The following is a 17663-nucleotide window of genomic DNA, read 5'->3' as shown; positions in this document are numbered from 1 at the left end:
ATACCGGTGGAGCTGTAAAAAATTAGAGATAATTGTTGCCCAACTCCGAAGCGCTTCCTGCCTTGCTGATTAAGTATGCCCCTTATACCCATATTGAACGTGCTCAGCCTGCTCGACACGAGGACTTCTTCCTGATGTTTAAACTGCGGATTGAGGTATGCTCTTCGTAGTCAAGCCATTACCTAGTAAATCAAAGGTGTTTTTTCTGTAAGTTATTGATATTTAAATTTTCAACCATGTTTTGTTAATACGTTTTCACTACACCAAAACTATGAAAAATATATGATTTTTTTTGTTTTATTCATCGTTATCGCTATTGCTATTTTACGTTTTTACTATGTAAGATGAAGTTAATGAATTTCTGTGGGTGGTGACAAAATGAACGAAAAAACGGATGTTGAGAAAAGTCGGGCATGGGAGATAGAGCGTTCCGAAAAAGAAAAAATCAGGTTCAGTAAGGAACAGGCAGAAAATAAGGCTTGGATAAAAAACAAACTAAAATGGTTGAATAAAGAACCAAGAGCTGCATTTTTTTTCTTTTTTTACCTGGGGATTAATTTCCAAAAATCCAGAGGTGGCTGCGTTGTGCCGAAAACTGAAAAATATGATAATCCATTATCAGCAGAAGCTCTCGGAACCAAATCATTTAGAATCGCTATTGATAAAACACCTGAGCAGCAACCAGAAGTAAGGGCTACGATCGGTGGAATCGCACCAACATTCGCTTTTAATCCTCATCAGAACAAATCTGAATTAGATGTACAAGAAATGCTGAAGGTACAAGAAAAATTAGAAAAGAACAGTTTGATGAATACAGTATCCGTCATTCAAGAAAATCCAAAAGAAGACATAGATAAAATCATCAATAAGCTTAATACTTATAAGTTGAATAACAAACCTGCCAATGGAGTTTCCTTCCCATATTTTGTCAAGGATTTTACAGGAATAGAAGATATTCCCGCTTATATAATAAAGACTTTATCTTTCTTAGATATAAATAATGTTCTGAGTTTTATAAAAGAAACCAATGAGGCATGGGTAAGAGCCCAAGAGGATTTTCAACAGGCTTTTTCATGGATGGATATTAAAAATGAACAACAGTGCATTTGGGTCTGGAATACCATGAAGGATAAGGGCGTTTCCCCTCCAGTTAATCCACTCAATAATTTTCAGCGCTGGCATTTTATCTGCGCAACCTTCGATTTATGGCAGGGATGGACTAAAGAGCAGTTAGATGAATTAACGAGAGGTCAGAAAAAAATAAGTCCGCAACGCCTTGAGTTAAAGTTATCTGTTTGCCCTCCGAGGAAGCACAAGGTTGTTTTGATGGATGAACTGGAAAAAGCCTGGAAGATGAAACTGGGTCGCAAGACAGTAAATAATAATGCAGAACTAAAACTCCCAGCAAAAATAAGAAAGAAACTGACGAAGCTTTCAGAGAAATACGATATTTCTGAGTTGGATATGATGGCCTTGCTTATTGAAAGTGAGTGTGCCAGGAATGATCTGTAGAAAGTAAAATGCTTTTGTTTATTTAAAAAGAATTCAAATATATATCATCTCCCTGAACATACCTCATTAACTGCATAACCTAACGGTTCTGCAGTTTTTTGTTTTCTTTATCTCAGGAGATTTCATGAAAAATCAGGAAGGCCTGCAGCCCCTGCAGCAATCGCTTTCTGGCCTGCCGCAGTGGGCATCAGAGCGTATTCTGCAGCAGATAAACCAGCTTACTCACTATGAGCCAGTGATTGGCATCATGGGTAAAACCGGGGCGGGCAAGAGCAGTTTGTGCAATGCCCTGTTTGCCGGAGAGGTATCGCCGGTCAGCGATGTAGTGGCCTGTACCCGTGAACCCCTGCGCTTTCGTTTGCAGGTTGGCGAGCGCTTTATGACTATTGTGGACTTACCAGGTGTCGGTGAAAGCGAAAGTCGTGATGCGGAATATGCCACGCTGTACTGGCAACAGCTCCCCCATCTGGACCTGGTGCTGTGGCTTATTAAGGCCGATGACCGGGCGCTGGCGGTGGATGAGCATTTTTACCGTCAGGTAATTGGAGAAGCTTACTGGCATAAGGTGCTGTTTGTTATCAGTCAGGCAGATAAGGCTGAGCCCACCAGCAGTGGGGAACGATTATCCACAGAGCAGAAACGCAATATCAGCCGCAAAATCTGCCTGTTACATGAACTCTTTCAGCCGGTAAACCCGGTTTGTGCGGTGTCAGTCCGTCTGCAGTGGGGACTGCGGGTGATGGCAGAACGGATGATTCGTTGTCTGCCGCGTGAGGTCAGCAGCCCGGTGGCGGCACAGCTCAGTGCGCCGCTTCGTACCGATGCCGTTAATAAAAAAGCCCGTGATGATTTTGGTGAAACCATCGGCTCGGTGCTGGATACGATAAGTTCCCTGCCTCTGGTACCGGCTCCGGTTCGGACCATCATTCAGGCTGTACGCGATACCTTGGTATCGGTCGCCCGTACCGTCTGGAATTTATTCTTCTGAATTTTTAGTCACTTAACCCGTTATTTCCTGAGCCCTGTCGCCTGTGCGACGGGGCTTTCTTTTATTGTTTTCCCGTTATGAGGAGTCTGCATATGACCCGTCTGGCTTCGCGCTTTGGCGCAGCAAACCTTATTCGTCGTGACCGTCCGTTAACCCGCGAGGAGCTGTTTCGCGTGGTGCCCAGTGTCTTCAGTGAGGAGAAGCATGCGTCACGCAGCGCACGGTATACCTGGATACCAACAATTACCGTTCTTGAAAACCTGCAGCGCGAAGGCTTTCAGCCCTTCTTTGCCTGTCAGACACGGGTGCGTGACCCTGGTCGCCGCGAACACACAAAGCATATGTTACGTCTGCGTCGGGAAGGGCAGATTACCGGCAAACAGGTCCCGGAAATAATTCTGCTCAACTCCCATGACGGCACCAGCTCGTATCAGATGCTGCCGGGATTATTTCGTGCGGTTTGTGCAAACGGACTCGTCTGCGGTGAATCGTTTGGTGAGGTTCGGGTGCCGCACAAAGGCGATGTGGTGAGTCAGGTGATTGAGGGGGCGTATGAAGTGCTGGGGATTTTTGACCGTGTGGAAGAGAAGCGTGATGCGATGCAGTCGCTGATGCTGCCACCACCTGCGCAACAGGCTCTGGCGCAGGCCGCGCTGACGTACCGCTTTGGTGAGGACCACCAGCCGGTTACCCCGACACAGGTGCTTTCCTCTCGTCGCTGGCAGGATGAAAGCAATGACCTGTGGACCACGTACCAGCGTATTCAGGAGAACCTGATTAAGGGTGGGCTCAGTGGACGGAGTGCGAAAGGCGGACGAACGCATACCCGTGCGGTGCGCGGCATTGACGGTGATGTGAAGCTTAACCGGGCACTGTGGGTGATGGCGGAAGCCATGCTCAGCGGGTTCCGGCCTGCGTGAGTTCACATTTCCCCCCCGGCATGGTTATGAAAATGTGAATAAATGACACACCCTGTCATTTCGGGTGCGCAGAACCTGCCGGTTAAGTCATCAGAAATCCGCGCAGGCCTGATCATCACGGGCTTTATGCACTTCCCAAAATAGTTCCCGCCGTGGACATATCCTGTCAATGCCCTCCTTTAGAATCCTATTTCTTTCAGTCAGTTAACAATACGGAGGAACCACCATGCCACTGACAGAGCGCAGCTACGACAGGCTGGCGGTCAGACTGTCGCTGATTATCAGCCGTCTTGTGGCGGGTGAAACATTAGAGATGCAAAAACTGGCGACCGAGTTTGATGTGTCGGTCCGTACCCTGTACCGGGATTTTCGCGAACGGCTGATGTATCTGGACCTCGAATGTCATCAGGGATGCTATCGCCTGCGGGCCGGTGCTGGCCCACAGGGTGAACTGGACGTGCTGACTTTTGCATACCGGGCCGGGCTGGCCGGTATCTTTCCGGGGCTGGACCGCCGTCTGGCGGGCGCACTGCTGGCATCGGATGGAACCCCCTGCCTGGTGTGGCAGTCACCACAGCCGATAACGGCCACCAGCCCGCTGGTATTTTATCGGCTGGTCAGCGCCATTACCGGCAGCCAGCGTGTATTGCTGCTCGCTGACGGTGAACGTTGTGACGGACTGGCCCCGTACCGCCTGATATCACTCGACGGTTGCTGGTACCTCACCGGCGAACTTAACGGGCATATCACCGTGCATCCCCTGGCAGTCATTCATGCCGTGACAATCCTGAACACCCCCTTCACCCCGCGTAAACGTCTCAGCCAGTTAACCACGCAGGCAGACTTTATCCGGGCACTTCCTCACTTCCGCTGTATCCGTGAAGTTTTGTCACAGGCTGCCGATAACGGGGGATCGGGATGAGCTTTGGTTTAATGACCTCTGTTAACAAGGAAAAACAATGACCTGGCATTACGAGATAAATGGCGTACGTCACGACAATGTGACCGAAGACGACATCACCGGCCTGACTGTTCACGGTGAACTGACTGCCGCCACTCTGGTTTGGCGACAGGGAATGACGGAGTGGCAACCTGTCTCCGCCCCCCACTAGCTTCGGTGCTACTTCAGAGCGCCATACGCCAGCATACGCCCACAGCCCCTGACGCATCAGGGGCTTTATAAGGAGTCTTATAATGAAAAGAAAATATTTATCTGCAAGTGTGAAATGGAGTTGGCTGGCATTGTCTGTCGCACTGATGGCCCCGACTGTAGCCCAGGCAATTGTCAAAACGGCAGTAGAAGCCAAGAACTGTCAGTCAGAAAACAATACCTGCCCATATCCTTTCGACCTGTACAAAACCGACCCAGCGTACAAAAAGTCGTTTGATGAGACCATGAAACAAAATGGTTTACCGACTACGCTCGACGAGATGAATGGTCCCGCAGGTCCGATGGAACCAGTAAAAATTGACGGAAAAATCTACCTGAAAGGTTTTATGTGCGAAGAAGGGAACTGCGGTAATCACAACCTGGTCTTCCTGTACCAACCTGACCTCCAGAGGGTTGTTGGTTTTTACAGCAGCAGTGAAAAATACACCTGGGTCAATAACCCCCTCGAGAGTGAGAGGCTGATAGTTAGAGCGATGGTGAAAGGAGAAGCCTTACCTGGACAGACACCATCAACACCCACCCCATCTTCTGCAGCCACTACCACTTCCAACGATGCCCCGCCACCAAATACCATCTGGGGATTTACTGGGGGAAACGGTGATACCTTGTGGGGCATGTGTGGCGGTAAACAGAATAGCTGTGTGATTGTCGGTAATACCAAGCATGTGGCCGCTGTGTTAAATCACAAGTCTGCCAGTGGGTGCGCATTAGGTGACTTTTACATCATCGATAAGGATGCCAGATCCTGGCAACAGCGTGATACCGGAACCTGTAGTCCAAATGCTTGGGTGCGCAAAGGCTCCATTAAAGGTGGTCAATATCTGTCTGTTGACATCGGCGTTGGCAACGAAACGGTAATACAATATCCGATCGGGTACTGGTCAGATGTGAAAGAGTTCACTGGCCCAAACCGACCATCCTGGGAAAAAGCAAAACAGGCAGCTAAGCAGTAGTGTTATCGTTACGACACGAAACATACCCTATTTTTCCTTCCTCTCTTTCAGTCCCCTGTCGCTTTTGCGACAGGGGATTTTGCTTTTAAGGTACACCGGATGCCCGAATCTCAATTACTGCCGTCGGGTTCATTCACTCGCCAGCAGGCCGAAGCTGTTACCCACCGGTATCACAACATTGCCATTGAAGACGACCAGGGCAGCCACTTCCGTCTGGTGGTTCGCGACCCCGAAGGCCGGATGGTCTGGCGGGCGTGGAACTTTGAACCGGATGCCGGTACGGCCCTCAACCGGTATATCGGGCAGGATGGCATTTGCAGAGCATTATCCACCGACTGACTGCAGTCATTTACCTGCATACATTTCATACCCTGATTACCCCATCCCATACGCCAGCCATCGCCGCTGGCGTTTTTTATTGACGGAGAAACCCTATGACAACACAGACACAGTACGAGTTTGTTCCCGCTAACGAACCGCACTTCACCCTCAGTGCCACGCTGGTACCCGACGAACAGCGAATTAACTTCTGGCCACAGCACTTTGGCAACATCCCACAATGGATAATCCTTGAACCCACAGTCTTTGCCTGGATGGATCGCTTCTGTGCAGACTACAGCGGCGGTATCTGGCAGTTTTATACGCTGAGCAACTGTGGAGCCTTTATGGCCCCAGAACCGGATGACGGCAGTGGTGATAAATGGAATCTGTTCAACAGCATGAATGGCAACGGTGCCGACATGAGTCCAGAGGCTGCAGGTATCGCCGTCTGTCTTATCGCTTACAGCCACCATGCCTGTCGTACGGAGTGTGATGCTATGACGGAGCACTATTACCGTTTGCGGGATTACGCACTCAACCACGCGGAATGCAGTGCTATCATGCACATTATCGACTGAGGATCCCGCTATGGGAACACAGTTACCGCTGTTTGCCGCCGAATTACCGGCATCCGCACAGCACACCATCCGTAAGGCAATAACCCTGCTGGAGCGACAGTCGCGCGAACCCGGCGTACCATTTACCTCCCGCCACGACGTCAGGGACTGGTTACTCCTGCAGGCACCGAGCTGATCATTTTTCCATCCAGAGCCTCGCAGGACTGCCCTCTCTGGACTTTTCTATTGTTATCAGCTTGCGAATTATTTACTCTGAGTGGGATTAAATAGTGGAGGTTGGTTTAATGTCTTTTGGTGAGATTGTTTCCCCGCTCAGTTCACTTTTACGGCTTATCCTTACACTGGGGAAGAAAAATATACGCCCGGAGCGTCAGTTGGAAGCCCGGCTCATTGGTCGTGCAATTGTTGCGGAGTTGCCCGAAGATATTCCCTTCCATATCGCAACAGAGGATGGCTCTCGGGAAAAAGGCATTTATGTCATTGGATTATTACTCTGGAACCGGGGAACGCTTCCTGTAGTGGAAAATGATTTTCTTCCAACCTCTCCTCTTATCGTTAAGGTTAGTAATAAGGCAAAAATTGTTGGTAGTCGTATTATGGCGATTGAAGACGAGGTGCACTGTTCCTGCCAGCAGCTTAACGATCAGCAACTGCAAATACACTTCGATTGCCTCAATTCCGAGGAGTATTTGGTAATCCCGCTATTTGTTACAGGCGACCCCTACGTCAATGTTGAGCTAAGTGGACGCATTATCGGGCAGAGCCATCCGATCGATCACACTGCAGCTGAGGTAAAAGCCAGTGTTCCTGAGCGTCTGGCTTCATTGATGGCCCTTATCTTTGTACTAAATATGTTACCGGGATTTTTTATCGGAGGTGCGCTGATCATAAAAGAGTATGGCTTACGTGTTTTCATGAACGATTTCGATACTGTTTCCCGTTGGTATTCGACTCCATTTGCTTTGGGTGCTGCTGCGATTTTTATGTTTCTGTTATCCCGCATTGCTAACTGGTTCGAACGCCGAGCTTACCCTGAAGGCTACCCACTTAATGCGGACCTTGAGCCTCCGTTACATAAGTCGATAATTGGCTTGTATAAATGTATTTTTCATGGGGAAAAGATACGTTTGTCCGCATCGATATTTAGTTGGGGGCAACCCATCATCATGCCGAAAAAAAACGTACGACGTCGTAGTATTAACGATTGGATAAATTAACCTTCTCGCTTTGACACCTCTAATTATTCGTGAACAAAAAATTATTGAGTATACAAGTGAGTATATAAAGTCGTTATTGATATTTTTATTTTCATAAAATTCAGATTGTTAAGTTAATTTGGCGAGTCCGGCCTTCGCACCATTAGTATGAAAATTAAAGTCACCTGCGGGTGGCTTTTTTTTGAAGAAAATTCAGGTTCAGCTAAGCTGATTGCCATCAATAAGATGGCCCATTCACCAGTCGCCAACTTTTCATTTATCAGAATGTTTGATGAGATTTAACTGAGGGTAATTCATCGTAGTTCACCGGTTGACCCTGGAAATTTAGAACCTGATTGTCAGGACCGCAGTCTTTGGCAGAAAATATGTCACAGCTTTGCATTATTTCTGGATCAGTAATTTTCAGCCACTGAGAAAATGTTTCCAGAAAGCGTAATCCACTGCGTTGTATTGAGATAGTGACTCGTTCTTTTTGATTCTTATCGACGATAAAAAATGGAACCTCATAATTCTCGCGAGTTTTATCACCGTGAGTCAGGTAAGCACCTGAAGTATCTTTGTTAATGTATGACAACCCGTGGTCAGAAAAATACATAATTGACCAGTCACCACCATCACGCTCAGCCATGAGGTGGATCTTTCTTAGAAGTTGGTCTGTGAGCGCAATAGATTTGATATAACAAGATAGTTCTCTCGCACCTACATCAGTATCATACTGACCTTGCGTTCTCACACAAGCCTGAGGGTGTGATCCCATCAGATGCATTACGATAAGTTTTTTGCCTTGGCCCACTTTGAGTGCGCTATCGAGCTGGGGCAGGAGTTGATCATCTGGGGAGTACGTCCGGTCGTCCGAACTCGCTGATTTAGTGAAATAACGGTGATCGGCGCTTTCTCCAATCAATGCCACGGGTGAGTCGAAATGTCCTTTTCTTCCTTGGTTTGACAACCACCATGTTTCAAATCCAGCCTGGGAAGCCAATGCCACTATATTGTTATTTAGTTCAGCCACATTTCCTCGTTTGCGCGCAAGAGTGTTTGTGAGGGAAAGCACGGTGGACGGCCCAGCAGAGATATACTGAGTAAACAACGTAGCTGGGACATTATCAAGCCAAGGTGTGTTGCGGTATTTTCCGTCGAAGGCGTGAAGATAATCTCGACGTACGCTTTCTCCTATAACCAGAATATAAGTCTTATGCTGCCCGAGCAAAGAGACCGGCTTCCAGATGCTGCTGGTGGTCATTATGCTGGCAAAATATTGGTTGTTATTACGAACCACCAGGTAAGATGTATAGATATCATTAATAAAGCGTATTTCAGGTAATCCGCTGCTTAGCAGTTGGCCCTGTCTTATTGAGGACCATAGTGTAGAGGCGGCGAAAAATACCAGAAGAAAAGCGTAAATGCCGCGTTCTCTGGGTGCGTTTTTATGCTGGTAAAATGATGACCCAACAGTCGCGATTCCGAAAAAGATGATCGACGCGGAAAGTAACCAGGTAGTCTCCGGGATGTTACCTAAAAACTCATAGGCTTCGTTTGCGTTGGTGTACATAAGGGAGCCGATGACATTATCATCCGGGTAGCCGTAGTTAATCCCGACCGGCGCATAAAGTGCACCCAGCAGGGTAAATATAACGACTATACTTCGGTACAAAAATTTCATTATATGTCTTAGCAATAATAATCCCGATAAAGCTGAAAAGACATAGATTAACTTATATGGGTACCCCAGTGAAAAATGCAGGAACAATGTGAATAACATTAGGTATAAATTTTCTATTATTATAAAGCATTTAAAATTTGAAGCGAAACTTGGTATGGAAGAAGGCAGTATTTTATCCATTAACTTTATCAACTGTTTACTGGAAATAAGCTGGCTTTTCCCTCCAAAAATAATCATTAGATTGATCCATAGCCACACGAACGGATTTAGAAGTTGACACTTTTTTTATGTTTCAGTATAAATTTAAAACGGTCTAATTTGATATTTACATTGTTCACTCACTCTTTTGTCCAGGCCGTGGAGCTTACTAGCCAATTTTTGCGTTGCTTTAATCCCCCATGTTCATTATTGGTGTACTAATTACAATATCTCTATTTTTATCTAATATTTAAATCGAGTTTACTATTTGCGCATGTTTTATTAATATTATTCTGTAAGCTGTTAGTCATAATTAGTTTTATTTCTTTTGATTAAAAACGTTTTTTACGGCATAAGGGACGTTTTTCATTATAGACACGCTAGGGACTTAAATGAAAGCACACTCACTACAAATAACACTAGATGGCTGACTTGTTGTGTCATAATATTCCTTCGTTGGAATTAATCAATATCGACAGATTTAACTAAATAAACAGTATGTGTTATCAGTATGAAATTGATGATTTTTATTTTTATAGTTATTTTTACAAATAAGTTTTTTAAATATAATTTTTAAAAGTTTATTTAATTATGTATAGGGCTACTTGAATTAGCATTGAATTTTTTAGCGGAACTCAACAAAACCTTAAGTCACTCACATAGGTTGAATTCGCAAACAACACCTCTATACCTGCTGGGTCATCGCGTTCTCATCAAAGGACTCAGGTAGCCCTATCGTTTTGAAGCTTGGCAAACTGGATTTCGATATAGAATGTAAAAGCAGTCAACAATTGATCTCGTATCCAAACATTTCCATTCACAAAATTTATCCCTGCCCAGCCTGTTGATTTTACTCACTATGGCAAAAAAAGACTTCCAATGACTACTGCTCTCAGGCACATAACGTTAGAAGGTTTAGGCATAACTGATTTTTCAGCCTGCTACACTTATCTCTATTCGAGTAAAAAAAACAGAGGCAAAGAATAACGATGGCGAGCAACAACACGGTCAGCTCGGGGTTGGCGAAACCGACACGTACCTTACTGCTGAGCGGTGATGACGTTGAAAAGAAACGTGATGAAATTCTTAACTATTTTAACCAGACTTGGGATCTCTATGAGAGCCTGTTCGACTGCCTGTCGGATGAGCGCGCTTACTTCACCAAAGCAATTTCACTGCGTCATCCGCTGATTTTCTACTTCGGCCATACCGCGACTTTTTATATTAATAAGCTGATGGCGGCAGGTCTTATCGAAGAACGTGTCGACTCAGATATTGAAGCAATGCTAGCTATTGGCGTAGATGAAATGAGCTGGGACGACTTGGATACCAGCCACTACGCCTGGCCATCTTTAGCTGAATTACGTGACTATCGCGGCAAGGTTCGCCAGCGCGTCACTGATCTTATCAAGCAAATACCGCTGACGCTGCCGCTGGATTGGGAGAGTCCTGCGTGGGTTATTTTGATGGGGATTGAGCATGAGCGCATCCATCTTGAAACCTCGAGCGTATTGATGAGGCAGTTACCGGTGGAGTGGCTTACGCCGCAGCCGCACTGGCCAGCCTGTCAGCGTGCGCGTAATGATCGTACCGCCGCACCGGAAAATAGCTTGGTATCTTTGCCTGAAAGTACGGTGAGTTTAGGTAAGTCCGATGATACTTACGGCTGGGACAATGAGTATGGTCGTTTTGAGTGCCGCGTGAGTGCCTTTAAGGCCAGCAAAATGCTCGTCAGCAATGCTGAGTTTTATGAGTTTGTTCAGGCCGGTGGTTATCAGAATCCACAATGGTGGGATGAAGAAGGTCAGGGTTGGCTCAGGTTTTCCAACGCAGAGATGCCAACATTTTGGGTGGGCGCGGTGAGTAAGCCTGCCGGGCTTAAACTGAGATTGATGACGGAAGAGGTGGCAATGCCGTGGGATTGGCCCGCTGAGGTTAACCAGTTGGAGGCGTCTGCTTTTTGTCGCTGGAAAGCCGATGACACGGGTAAATCAATTCAGTTGCCGACTGAGGCTGAGTGGTACGTACTGCGCGAACAGGTCGAAGACGATCAGCCTAACTGGGCGCAGGCGCCGGGTAACGTGAACCTAGAATGGTGGGCGTCGAGCTGCCCGGTGGATCGATTCGCACAGGGTGACTTTTACGATATTGTGGGTAATGTTTGGCAGTGGACCACCACGCCGATTAGCGGATTTGAAGGATTCAAGATCCACCCACTCTACGACGATTTCTCAACGCCGACCTTTGACGGCAAGCACGCCATTATTAAGGGCGGCAGTTGGATCTCAACCGGTAATGAGGCGCTTAAGTCAGCGCGTTATGCTTTCCGACGTCACTTTTTCCAGCATGCCGGCTTCCGCTATGTTGTTTCAACGCATCAGGAAATGCTTACCGTGAATCCTTATGAGACAGACCTTCTAGTGTCGCAGTATCTTGATTTCCAGTATGGACCCCATTATTTCAACGTGGATAACTATGCGCGAGCGCTGGTAGATATTGCAGAGCAGGTGGTCGAAAAACGGGGTAATGCTCTGGATATTGGCTGCGCAACCGGGCGAGCGAGTTTTGAATTGGCACGCACTTTCGACAAGGTTACCGGTATGGATTACTCAGCCCGGTTTATCGATGTTGCTTTGTCATTGGTAAGGGGCGAAGAGCGTCGTTACCTGATGCCTGAAGAGGGCGAGCTGGTCGAGTATTGTCAGGCCAGCCTGCAGGCGATTGGTATTACGCCCGAGCAGGCCGCACGGGTAAGTTTTGTTCAGGGGGATGCTTGTAATCTTAAACCTCAGCAGGAGACTTATGATTTGGTGCTGGCATCTAATTTAATCGATCGCCTGCGTGAACCTCAACGTTTTCTGCGTGACATCACGACCAGAGTTGCGAAAGGTGGGGTGCTGATGATTTCGTCACCTTATACCTGGCTTGAAGAGTTCACCCCAAAAGAGAATTGGATTGGCGGAGTGCGCGAAAACGGCGAGGCTCTTACCAGCTATCAGGCGCTGCAGCGTCTGTTGACGGCTGACTTTGACGAAGTTCAATCGCCACTCGATATCCCGTTTGTTATTCGTGAAACAGCAAGAAAGCATCAACACACGGTTGCACAATTAACGGTGTGGCGTAAGCGTTAACATGATGCCAGCCTGGTGGCTTGAATCAGGCTGGCCTTTTTCAGGATTATTCATTTAGTTATCACAAATTTTTCAGATAATGTCTCTGTCTTCCCGTTAACAGGGAGGTATCTCGTTAATTTTCTCACCCGAAGGACATAATGTATTTTTTACGTTGATAACTCAGTGCAACTTAATTGTACTGATAAATGGTTAATTTAATTTGAAGTGTATTTGATTTTTACTAGATTGAAAGTCAAGGTATTTTTATGTGATAAATTACGTAGCTAGCCATGATTAGTTGATTTATTTTATTATGATTTTACTCATGAGGTTATTTAAAACATAAGAAGTTATTTCGGTTTTATGTCGATAATATATACTGCAATAAAATTTATTATATGAGAAAAAACTGAGTATGTGATGAGTTTTCATGGTTAGCCAGTGATGAGTATGCTATGTTTCGAAGGGTTTTATCACTTGAGTTAATTAGTTGTATCTTTAATTTTTAAAACTTAATCTAGGTGAAAACCACACTCTTCTGGTAGATAAACTGGATAAGGATTTTTATGGGAAGTAATAAAGTGCCCTTGCGAGAAGGGATTTATTATAATTCGGTATATTCGTGCCTGGAGTACCCTGCTGGAGAAATACATCTCACGCCCAATGAGAAAAAGATGCTTGGAATAATATTAGACGGGCGTGGTAAAAAGGACACTCTCATTGAAGAAATCTGGCATCAGCAGGGGGTGATTGTTAGCGAGTCAAGCTATCACCAATTGGTAAAAATGCTGCGAAGAAAGTTTGTTGCCGCAGGGCTACCTCCCTCTTGCTTAAAGACTATTTCAAGATATGGGATTGTGTTTGTGAGGGAGTCGGATCCTAAAGAAAACGAAAAGTCCGAGTTATGTGATATTAATCTGAGTTTACGCGATGGTAATGCGCACAGGGCGATGGACTCGGGTAATCAACGGCAGCAAGAAATTGAACACGTAGAGGTTAGGCGCCTTGTTATGCCGTTTTCCCAAACAGAACATCATAAAAAATCAGATTCAGGCTCATTATTTGGCTTGTTAAAGCATTCACGAGAATTTCAATTAATTAAAGTTTCACACACAGTGTCAGGCATAGTCTTTTTGTTTTCTTTTTTGTTTGTTTTGTTTTTTTCAATGGGATATCACGGGGATGAGTATTTCACTAAAATTAAAAAAATCGATCGGGTGAGTTACTACACTAGCCCGACGGCTAAAATATCTGAACTGCTGTGGCAACGTATTGAGCACAAGGTCATGCCTGTCACCACGAACGTTTATATCGCATCGAATGGCCCCAAGTTTTGGATTGCCTACTGCGAAAATAGTATTTATAAGGACAACGTGCCGTGTACTTACGAACATTTTTCAGCATATTAATTTCCATTGTAATTTTGACCTATGCTGGCTACTGCCTCAGTGTAAAGTTTTTTTTCGATAAAGCCATCCCGGACGCCCCCTGCAGCATGGAGATTGTCAACGGGGATTTTATCAATGACCAATATGAAAATTTTCAATTTAACGGTGCGGTGACGCTGTGGTTAAAAAATAATATTATTACGGCCTTTGGCGTTTATAACACGGCAAATGGAATGAAAAAATTGAGCAGAAGCATTCTGCTCGATCATATTAAAAAGAGTGATCAGATAGTCACCGCGAACGTAAAATCCGTAAAAATTTCAACATCCGACCAGATACACTATGCGGATAACTTTTTTGGCGGGGAAGGAGAGCAACTTACCCTCCACTTTCAGAAAATTAAACACGGTGAGTATCTGGTTATGATTAACAACAATTGGGTCGCAGTCTGCAAAGAGCATTAACGAGCTCGCGTCATAGTCTATTAGCCGGGCTATTTTTGGCGGAAATTACAGGGGGATTCACCGTAGAATTTTAGAAAGGCACGGCGCATGCTTTTCGTTCCTGAGAAACCACATAGGCAGGAAATTTTATCCAGAGACAGACGCCCCTGTATGACATGCTGGCGTGCAACTTCCGCCCTAATTTGTGCGACGGCTTTTGCTGGAGAGGTTCCGGTTTCCTCTTTAAATAGTCGGCTAAACTGCCGAGGGCTAAGGTTAGCCAGTTCAGCTAACTTATTGATAGTGACCTCGTTACGTAAATTCTCTCTAATATAACGCAATGAAATATTGATTCTCTCACTGTTGCCATGACACGAAAAATTCTGCAATACGGCAAGTTGGCTGTTATTTTCATATTTATTAAACAACCTTTCGACAATTTTCATCAGTTGCATCGCCGCTGATGTACCCGACTCTTCCTCTATAATCGTTAACATTAAATCTATGCTGGCCCAGTTGCCGCTGGCGCTCCAAATATGATCGTTAAGTAGCAGCGCTGACTCTTTATTAAAATTTATTTTAGGAATCAATTGGCTGAAGGTTGATAACAAATAAGGGGCATTTTGCTGCTCCAAATATTTAAAAAAGGTTAGCTTAGATGAATCTCCAGGTCGATTAATTTCAAGCTTTCCTTTGTATCTTACTTTGTGTTCTAACTCAGTTTGAGGGGAGTAGGTCGAATGCAGGTCCCATGAAAGTGCACTATCGCCGGGGTTTTCGAGTATAAAAAGGCTGCTAAGCGAAAGCAGTATTTCCTTGGCGGCCATGTGAGATTCAACAGCAAGACGACATGCGCTGTAAACCGTTCCACCCTCGGCAGAAAGCAGGATCAACTGATATCTCATTTTACGCGTATAAATAGAATTAGCTAAATCGAGAGCAGTTGATAACCGCGAGAGAGTTAGCATGTTAAATCCATTACAAATAAAACAGCCGATTTTTTTCATTTTTTGCGCTCAGCTAAGCTCAAATCATCCGGGATTAGTGACTTGTATCATCATTGTGAATGTTTAAAATTAATTAACGTCGAATATTTTATTGACTTATTATATGTTTTTATTTGAGTAATAATAAAATGAAATGAGTGTTTACGTCAATGTTGATAGTTAGTGAAAACATTTTATCTGTGTGGTTTGGCTTATATTGGTTTAATTAATCCTTATAGTTTAATTATATTAAATATAGCAAGGCGTGGTTAAAGCTGTATTTTGGAATATATATCACAAAGTTAAGTGAAGTCTGTGTTGCATATACTGCCAAATTCTTCACTATGCTTGAAGGAGTATTTATTTCGTTTGAACATCAATCCAAGTCAAAAATTAATCACAACAACAAGGAGTTCACCGGGTATGTCCAACTTTTTCATGAACGACCGCAAATCATTGATTAACGACGTGATTGAAGGCGCGATTTTGACCTCACCTTATAAGAATCTCGCCATGCTTGACGTAGATACAGCAATTCGCGTGGTGATAAGAAGTGATTGGGACAAAAGCAAGGTTGCGTTGATATCCGGCGGTGGGTCCGGGCATGAGCCCGCTCACGTCGGATTTGTGGGTAAAGGGATGTTGACCGCCGCCGTGTGTGGTGACGTATTCGCCTCGCCAAGCGTTGACGCCGTGCTGAACGCTATTGTCGCCGTAACGGGGGAGGCAGGCTGTCTGCTTATTGTCAAAAACTACACGGGTGACCGTCTCAATTTTGGCTTAGCCGCCGAGAAAGCTAAACATCTGGGTTACAACGTCGATTTGGTCATGGTCTCTGACGACATCGCCTTACCCGATAATAAACAGCCGCGCGGCATTGCCGGTACGGTTCTGGTGCATAAAGTGGCCGGATACGCAGCAGAGCAGGGAAAATCGCTTAAAGAGGTCACTCATATCGCTCAGCAGGCAATCGAGGCGACCTCCAGTATTGGTGTCGCCATGCGCGGCTGCAACCTACCGGGAGGCGACGATGAAGAGCAGGAAAACGATCGCATTGATTCTGGTTACGTTGAACTAGGTCTGGGTATTCACGGTGAACCGGGCGTCTCTGTCATTAAAACCCACAATACTCATAAAGTTGTCGAGACGTTGGTTCAAGCAATGCAAAAAGGCCTGAAGACAAAGGACCGACTGGCGGTACTGATCAATAACCTTGGCGGGGTCTCACCGCTTGAGATGAATCAAATAACCAAAGAGTTGGTTCATTCAGAAATGAAAGGCGCAATTGATTATCTGATTGGCCCGGCTGCATTGGTTAGCGCGCTCGATATGAAGGGATTCTCTCTTTCTGCCATTGTGCTCGACAAACATATTGAAGAGGCGCTCCTGGCAGATGTTGAAGCTTCGGGCTGGCATCCGCTAGTCAAGCTTGAAAAATTGCCGCTGATCAAAGTGAAAAAGATCACCCAAAAAGAGAAAGTCAAAGCCTCGGTAAATACTCAGGTGGGGGAAATCATTAAAACCGTCGCCGAGACGCTGGTTTCACTGGAAAATGAGCTTAACAAGCTCGACGCTAAAGTTGGCGACGGAGATACGGGATCAACCTTTGCATCAGGTGCAAAAGATATCCTGGAATTAAATGAGGGTAATAAACTCCCTCAGGACGATTTGTCCGCATTGTTTGGTGAAGTAGGTAATCGTCTTGCTACGGTTATGGGCGGCTCCAGTGGCGTATTGATGTCGATATTCTTTACGGCGGCCGGTCAAAAAGTCAGTGAGGGAGGAAATTTGGCACAGTCGCTGCTGTTTGGACTGGCGCGTATGAAACACTACGGTGGCGCGGATCTCGGCGATCGTACGTTGATCGATGCCCTTCAACCTGCCTTGGAAGCATTAGACAAAAAAGAGGGGGATTATCAAGGTGCGGCAGCAGCGGCGGCCAAGGGAGCCAATGACACCGCAAGTATGCAAAAAGCCAACGCCGGTCGTTCGTCTTATCTCAACAGCGATAGCCTGAAAGGGGTAAAAGATCCAGGAGCCGTTGCGATTGAGAAAGTGTTTGCTGCATTGTTTGAATCAAATAAATAGTTCTGTCGTTGATTGAAAACCAGGCCCCGGATGTCGGGGCCTTTTTGTAAATCAGTAAACTGATGCGCAATGAGAAAAACTGCTATATGCTAGTGGTTATCATTATCAGTTAACTGAGGTCAGC

Annotated in this window: 15 protein-coding genes and 1 pseudogene; 14 read left to right on the top strand and 2 right to left on the bottom strand. The window is 45.6% G+C overall.

From position 1 onward, the window contains the following. Positions 1-378 precede the first annotated feature (378 nt). The 10 genes and pseudogenes from GA565_RS22315 (at position 379) to GA565_RS22275 (ending at position 7660) form a co-directional block, all read left to right on the top strand. Positions 379-1512, top strand: a complete 1134-nt coding sequence (locus tag GA565_RS22315) for a hypothetical protein (RefSeq protein ID WP_152200929.1) — start codon at positions 379-381, stop codon at positions 1510-1512. A gap of 124 nt (positions 1513-1636) precedes the next feature. Further along, on the top strand, positions 1637-2500 hold the full coding sequence (locus tag GA565_RS22310; RefSeq protein ID WP_152200927.1) for a GTPase family protein: 864 nt from the start codon (positions 1637-1639) through the stop codon (positions 2498-2500). 92 nt (positions 2501-2592) lie between these two features. Continuing rightward, the gene (locus tag GA565_RS22305; protein WP_152200925.1) at positions 2593-3420 is read left to right on the top strand and encodes a DUF932 domain-containing protein; all 828 of its coding nucleotides are present in this window, start codon (positions 2593-2595) and stop codon (positions 3418-3420) included. A gap of 226 nt (positions 3421-3646) precedes the next feature. Then, a complete protein-coding gene (locus GA565_RS22300; protein ID WP_152200924.1) occupies positions 3647-4342 on the top strand; it encodes a transcriptional regulator in 696 nt (231 codons plus the stop codon). A gap of 37 nt (positions 4343-4379) precedes the next feature. Then, positions 4380-4552, top strand: a pseudogene (locus GA565_RS22295) (DUF4339 domain-containing protein); the annotation flags it as partial. A 62-nt stretch (positions 4553-4614) separates the two neighbouring features. Continuing rightward, positions 4615-5544: an Ivy family c-type lysozyme inhibitor gene (locus GA565_RS22290; protein WP_152200922.1), complete on the top strand. Its 930-nt coding sequence runs from the start codon at positions 4615-4617 to the stop codon at positions 5542-5544. A 99-nt stretch (positions 5545-5643) separates the two neighbouring features. Further along, positions 5644-5883, top strand: a complete 240-nt coding sequence (locus GA565_RS22285) for a DUF905 domain-containing protein (protein WP_152200920.1) — start codon at positions 5644-5646, stop codon at positions 5881-5883. 95 nt (positions 5884-5978) lie between these two features. Beyond that, on the top strand, positions 5979-6443 hold the full coding sequence (locus GA565_RS22280) for an antirestriction protein (RefSeq protein ID WP_152200919.1): 465 nt from the start codon (positions 5979-5981) through the stop codon (positions 6441-6443). A gap of 10 nt (positions 6444-6453) precedes the next feature. Beyond that, a complete protein-coding gene (locus GA565_RS24690) occupies positions 6454-6618 on the top strand; it encodes a hypothetical protein (protein WP_193312013.1) in 165 nt (54 codons plus the stop codon). A 109-nt stretch (positions 6619-6727) separates the two neighbouring features. Next, positions 6728-7660 carry a hypothetical protein gene (locus GA565_RS22275; RefSeq protein WP_152200917.1) on the top strand — a complete coding sequence of 311 codons (933 nt, stop codon included), beginning with the start codon at positions 6728-6730 and terminating at the stop codon, positions 7658-7660. Between the two features lie 259 nt (positions 7661-7919). Here GA565_RS22275 and GA565_RS22270 read toward each other — a convergent pair whose 3' ends face one another. Further along, positions 7920-9560: a phosphoethanolamine transferase gene (locus tag GA565_RS22270; RefSeq protein WP_152200915.1), complete on the bottom strand. Its 1641-nt coding sequence runs from the start codon at positions 9558-9560 to the stop codon at positions 7920-7922. A 950-nt stretch (positions 9561-10510) separates the two neighbouring features. Here GA565_RS22270 and ovoA point away from each other — a divergent pair. The 3 genes from ovoA to GA565_RS22255 all read left to right on the top strand — a co-directional run bounded on the left by ovoA (position 10511) and on the right by GA565_RS22255 (position 14486). Next, on the top strand, positions 10511-12652 hold the full coding sequence (ovoA, locus tag GA565_RS22265; protein WP_152200913.1) for a 5-histidylcysteine sulfoxide synthase: 2142 nt from the start codon (positions 10511-10513) through the stop codon (positions 12650-12652). 548 nt (positions 12653-13200) lie between these two features. After that, complete coding sequence (locus tag GA565_RS22260; RefSeq protein WP_152200911.1) at positions 13201-14043, top strand: helix-turn-helix domain-containing protein; 843 nt, start codon at positions 13201-13203, stop codon at positions 14041-14043. 86 nt (positions 14044-14129) lie between these two features. Beyond that, positions 14130-14486, top strand: coding sequence for a hypothetical protein (locus tag GA565_RS22255; protein WP_226951011.1), 357 nt, complete (start codon positions 14130-14132; stop codon positions 14484-14486). A 29-nt stretch (positions 14487-14515) separates the two neighbouring features. Here the strand turns inward: GA565_RS22255 and GA565_RS22250 are convergent, their stop codons facing one another. Beyond that, positions 14516-15472 carry a helix-turn-helix domain-containing protein gene (locus tag GA565_RS22250; RefSeq protein ID WP_152200907.1) on the bottom strand — a complete coding sequence of 319 codons (957 nt, stop codon included), beginning with the start codon at positions 15470-15472 and terminating at the stop codon, positions 14516-14518. Positions 15473-15874: 402 nt separating this feature from the next. Here GA565_RS22250 and GA565_RS22245 point away from each other — a divergent pair, with 402 nt between their 5' ends. After that, positions 15875-17539, top strand: coding sequence for a dihydroxyacetone kinase subunit DhaK (locus GA565_RS22245; RefSeq protein WP_152200905.1), 1665 nt, complete (start codon positions 15875-15877; stop codon positions 17537-17539). Positions 17540-17663: the final 124 nt, after the last annotated feature.

This window comes from Rouxiella sp. S1S-2 (assembly GCF_009208105.1).
Lineage (GTDB): Bacteria > Pseudomonadota > Gammaproteobacteria > Enterobacterales > Enterobacteriaceae > Rouxiella.
This window is presented reverse-complemented; position numbering and strand designations above follow the sequence as displayed.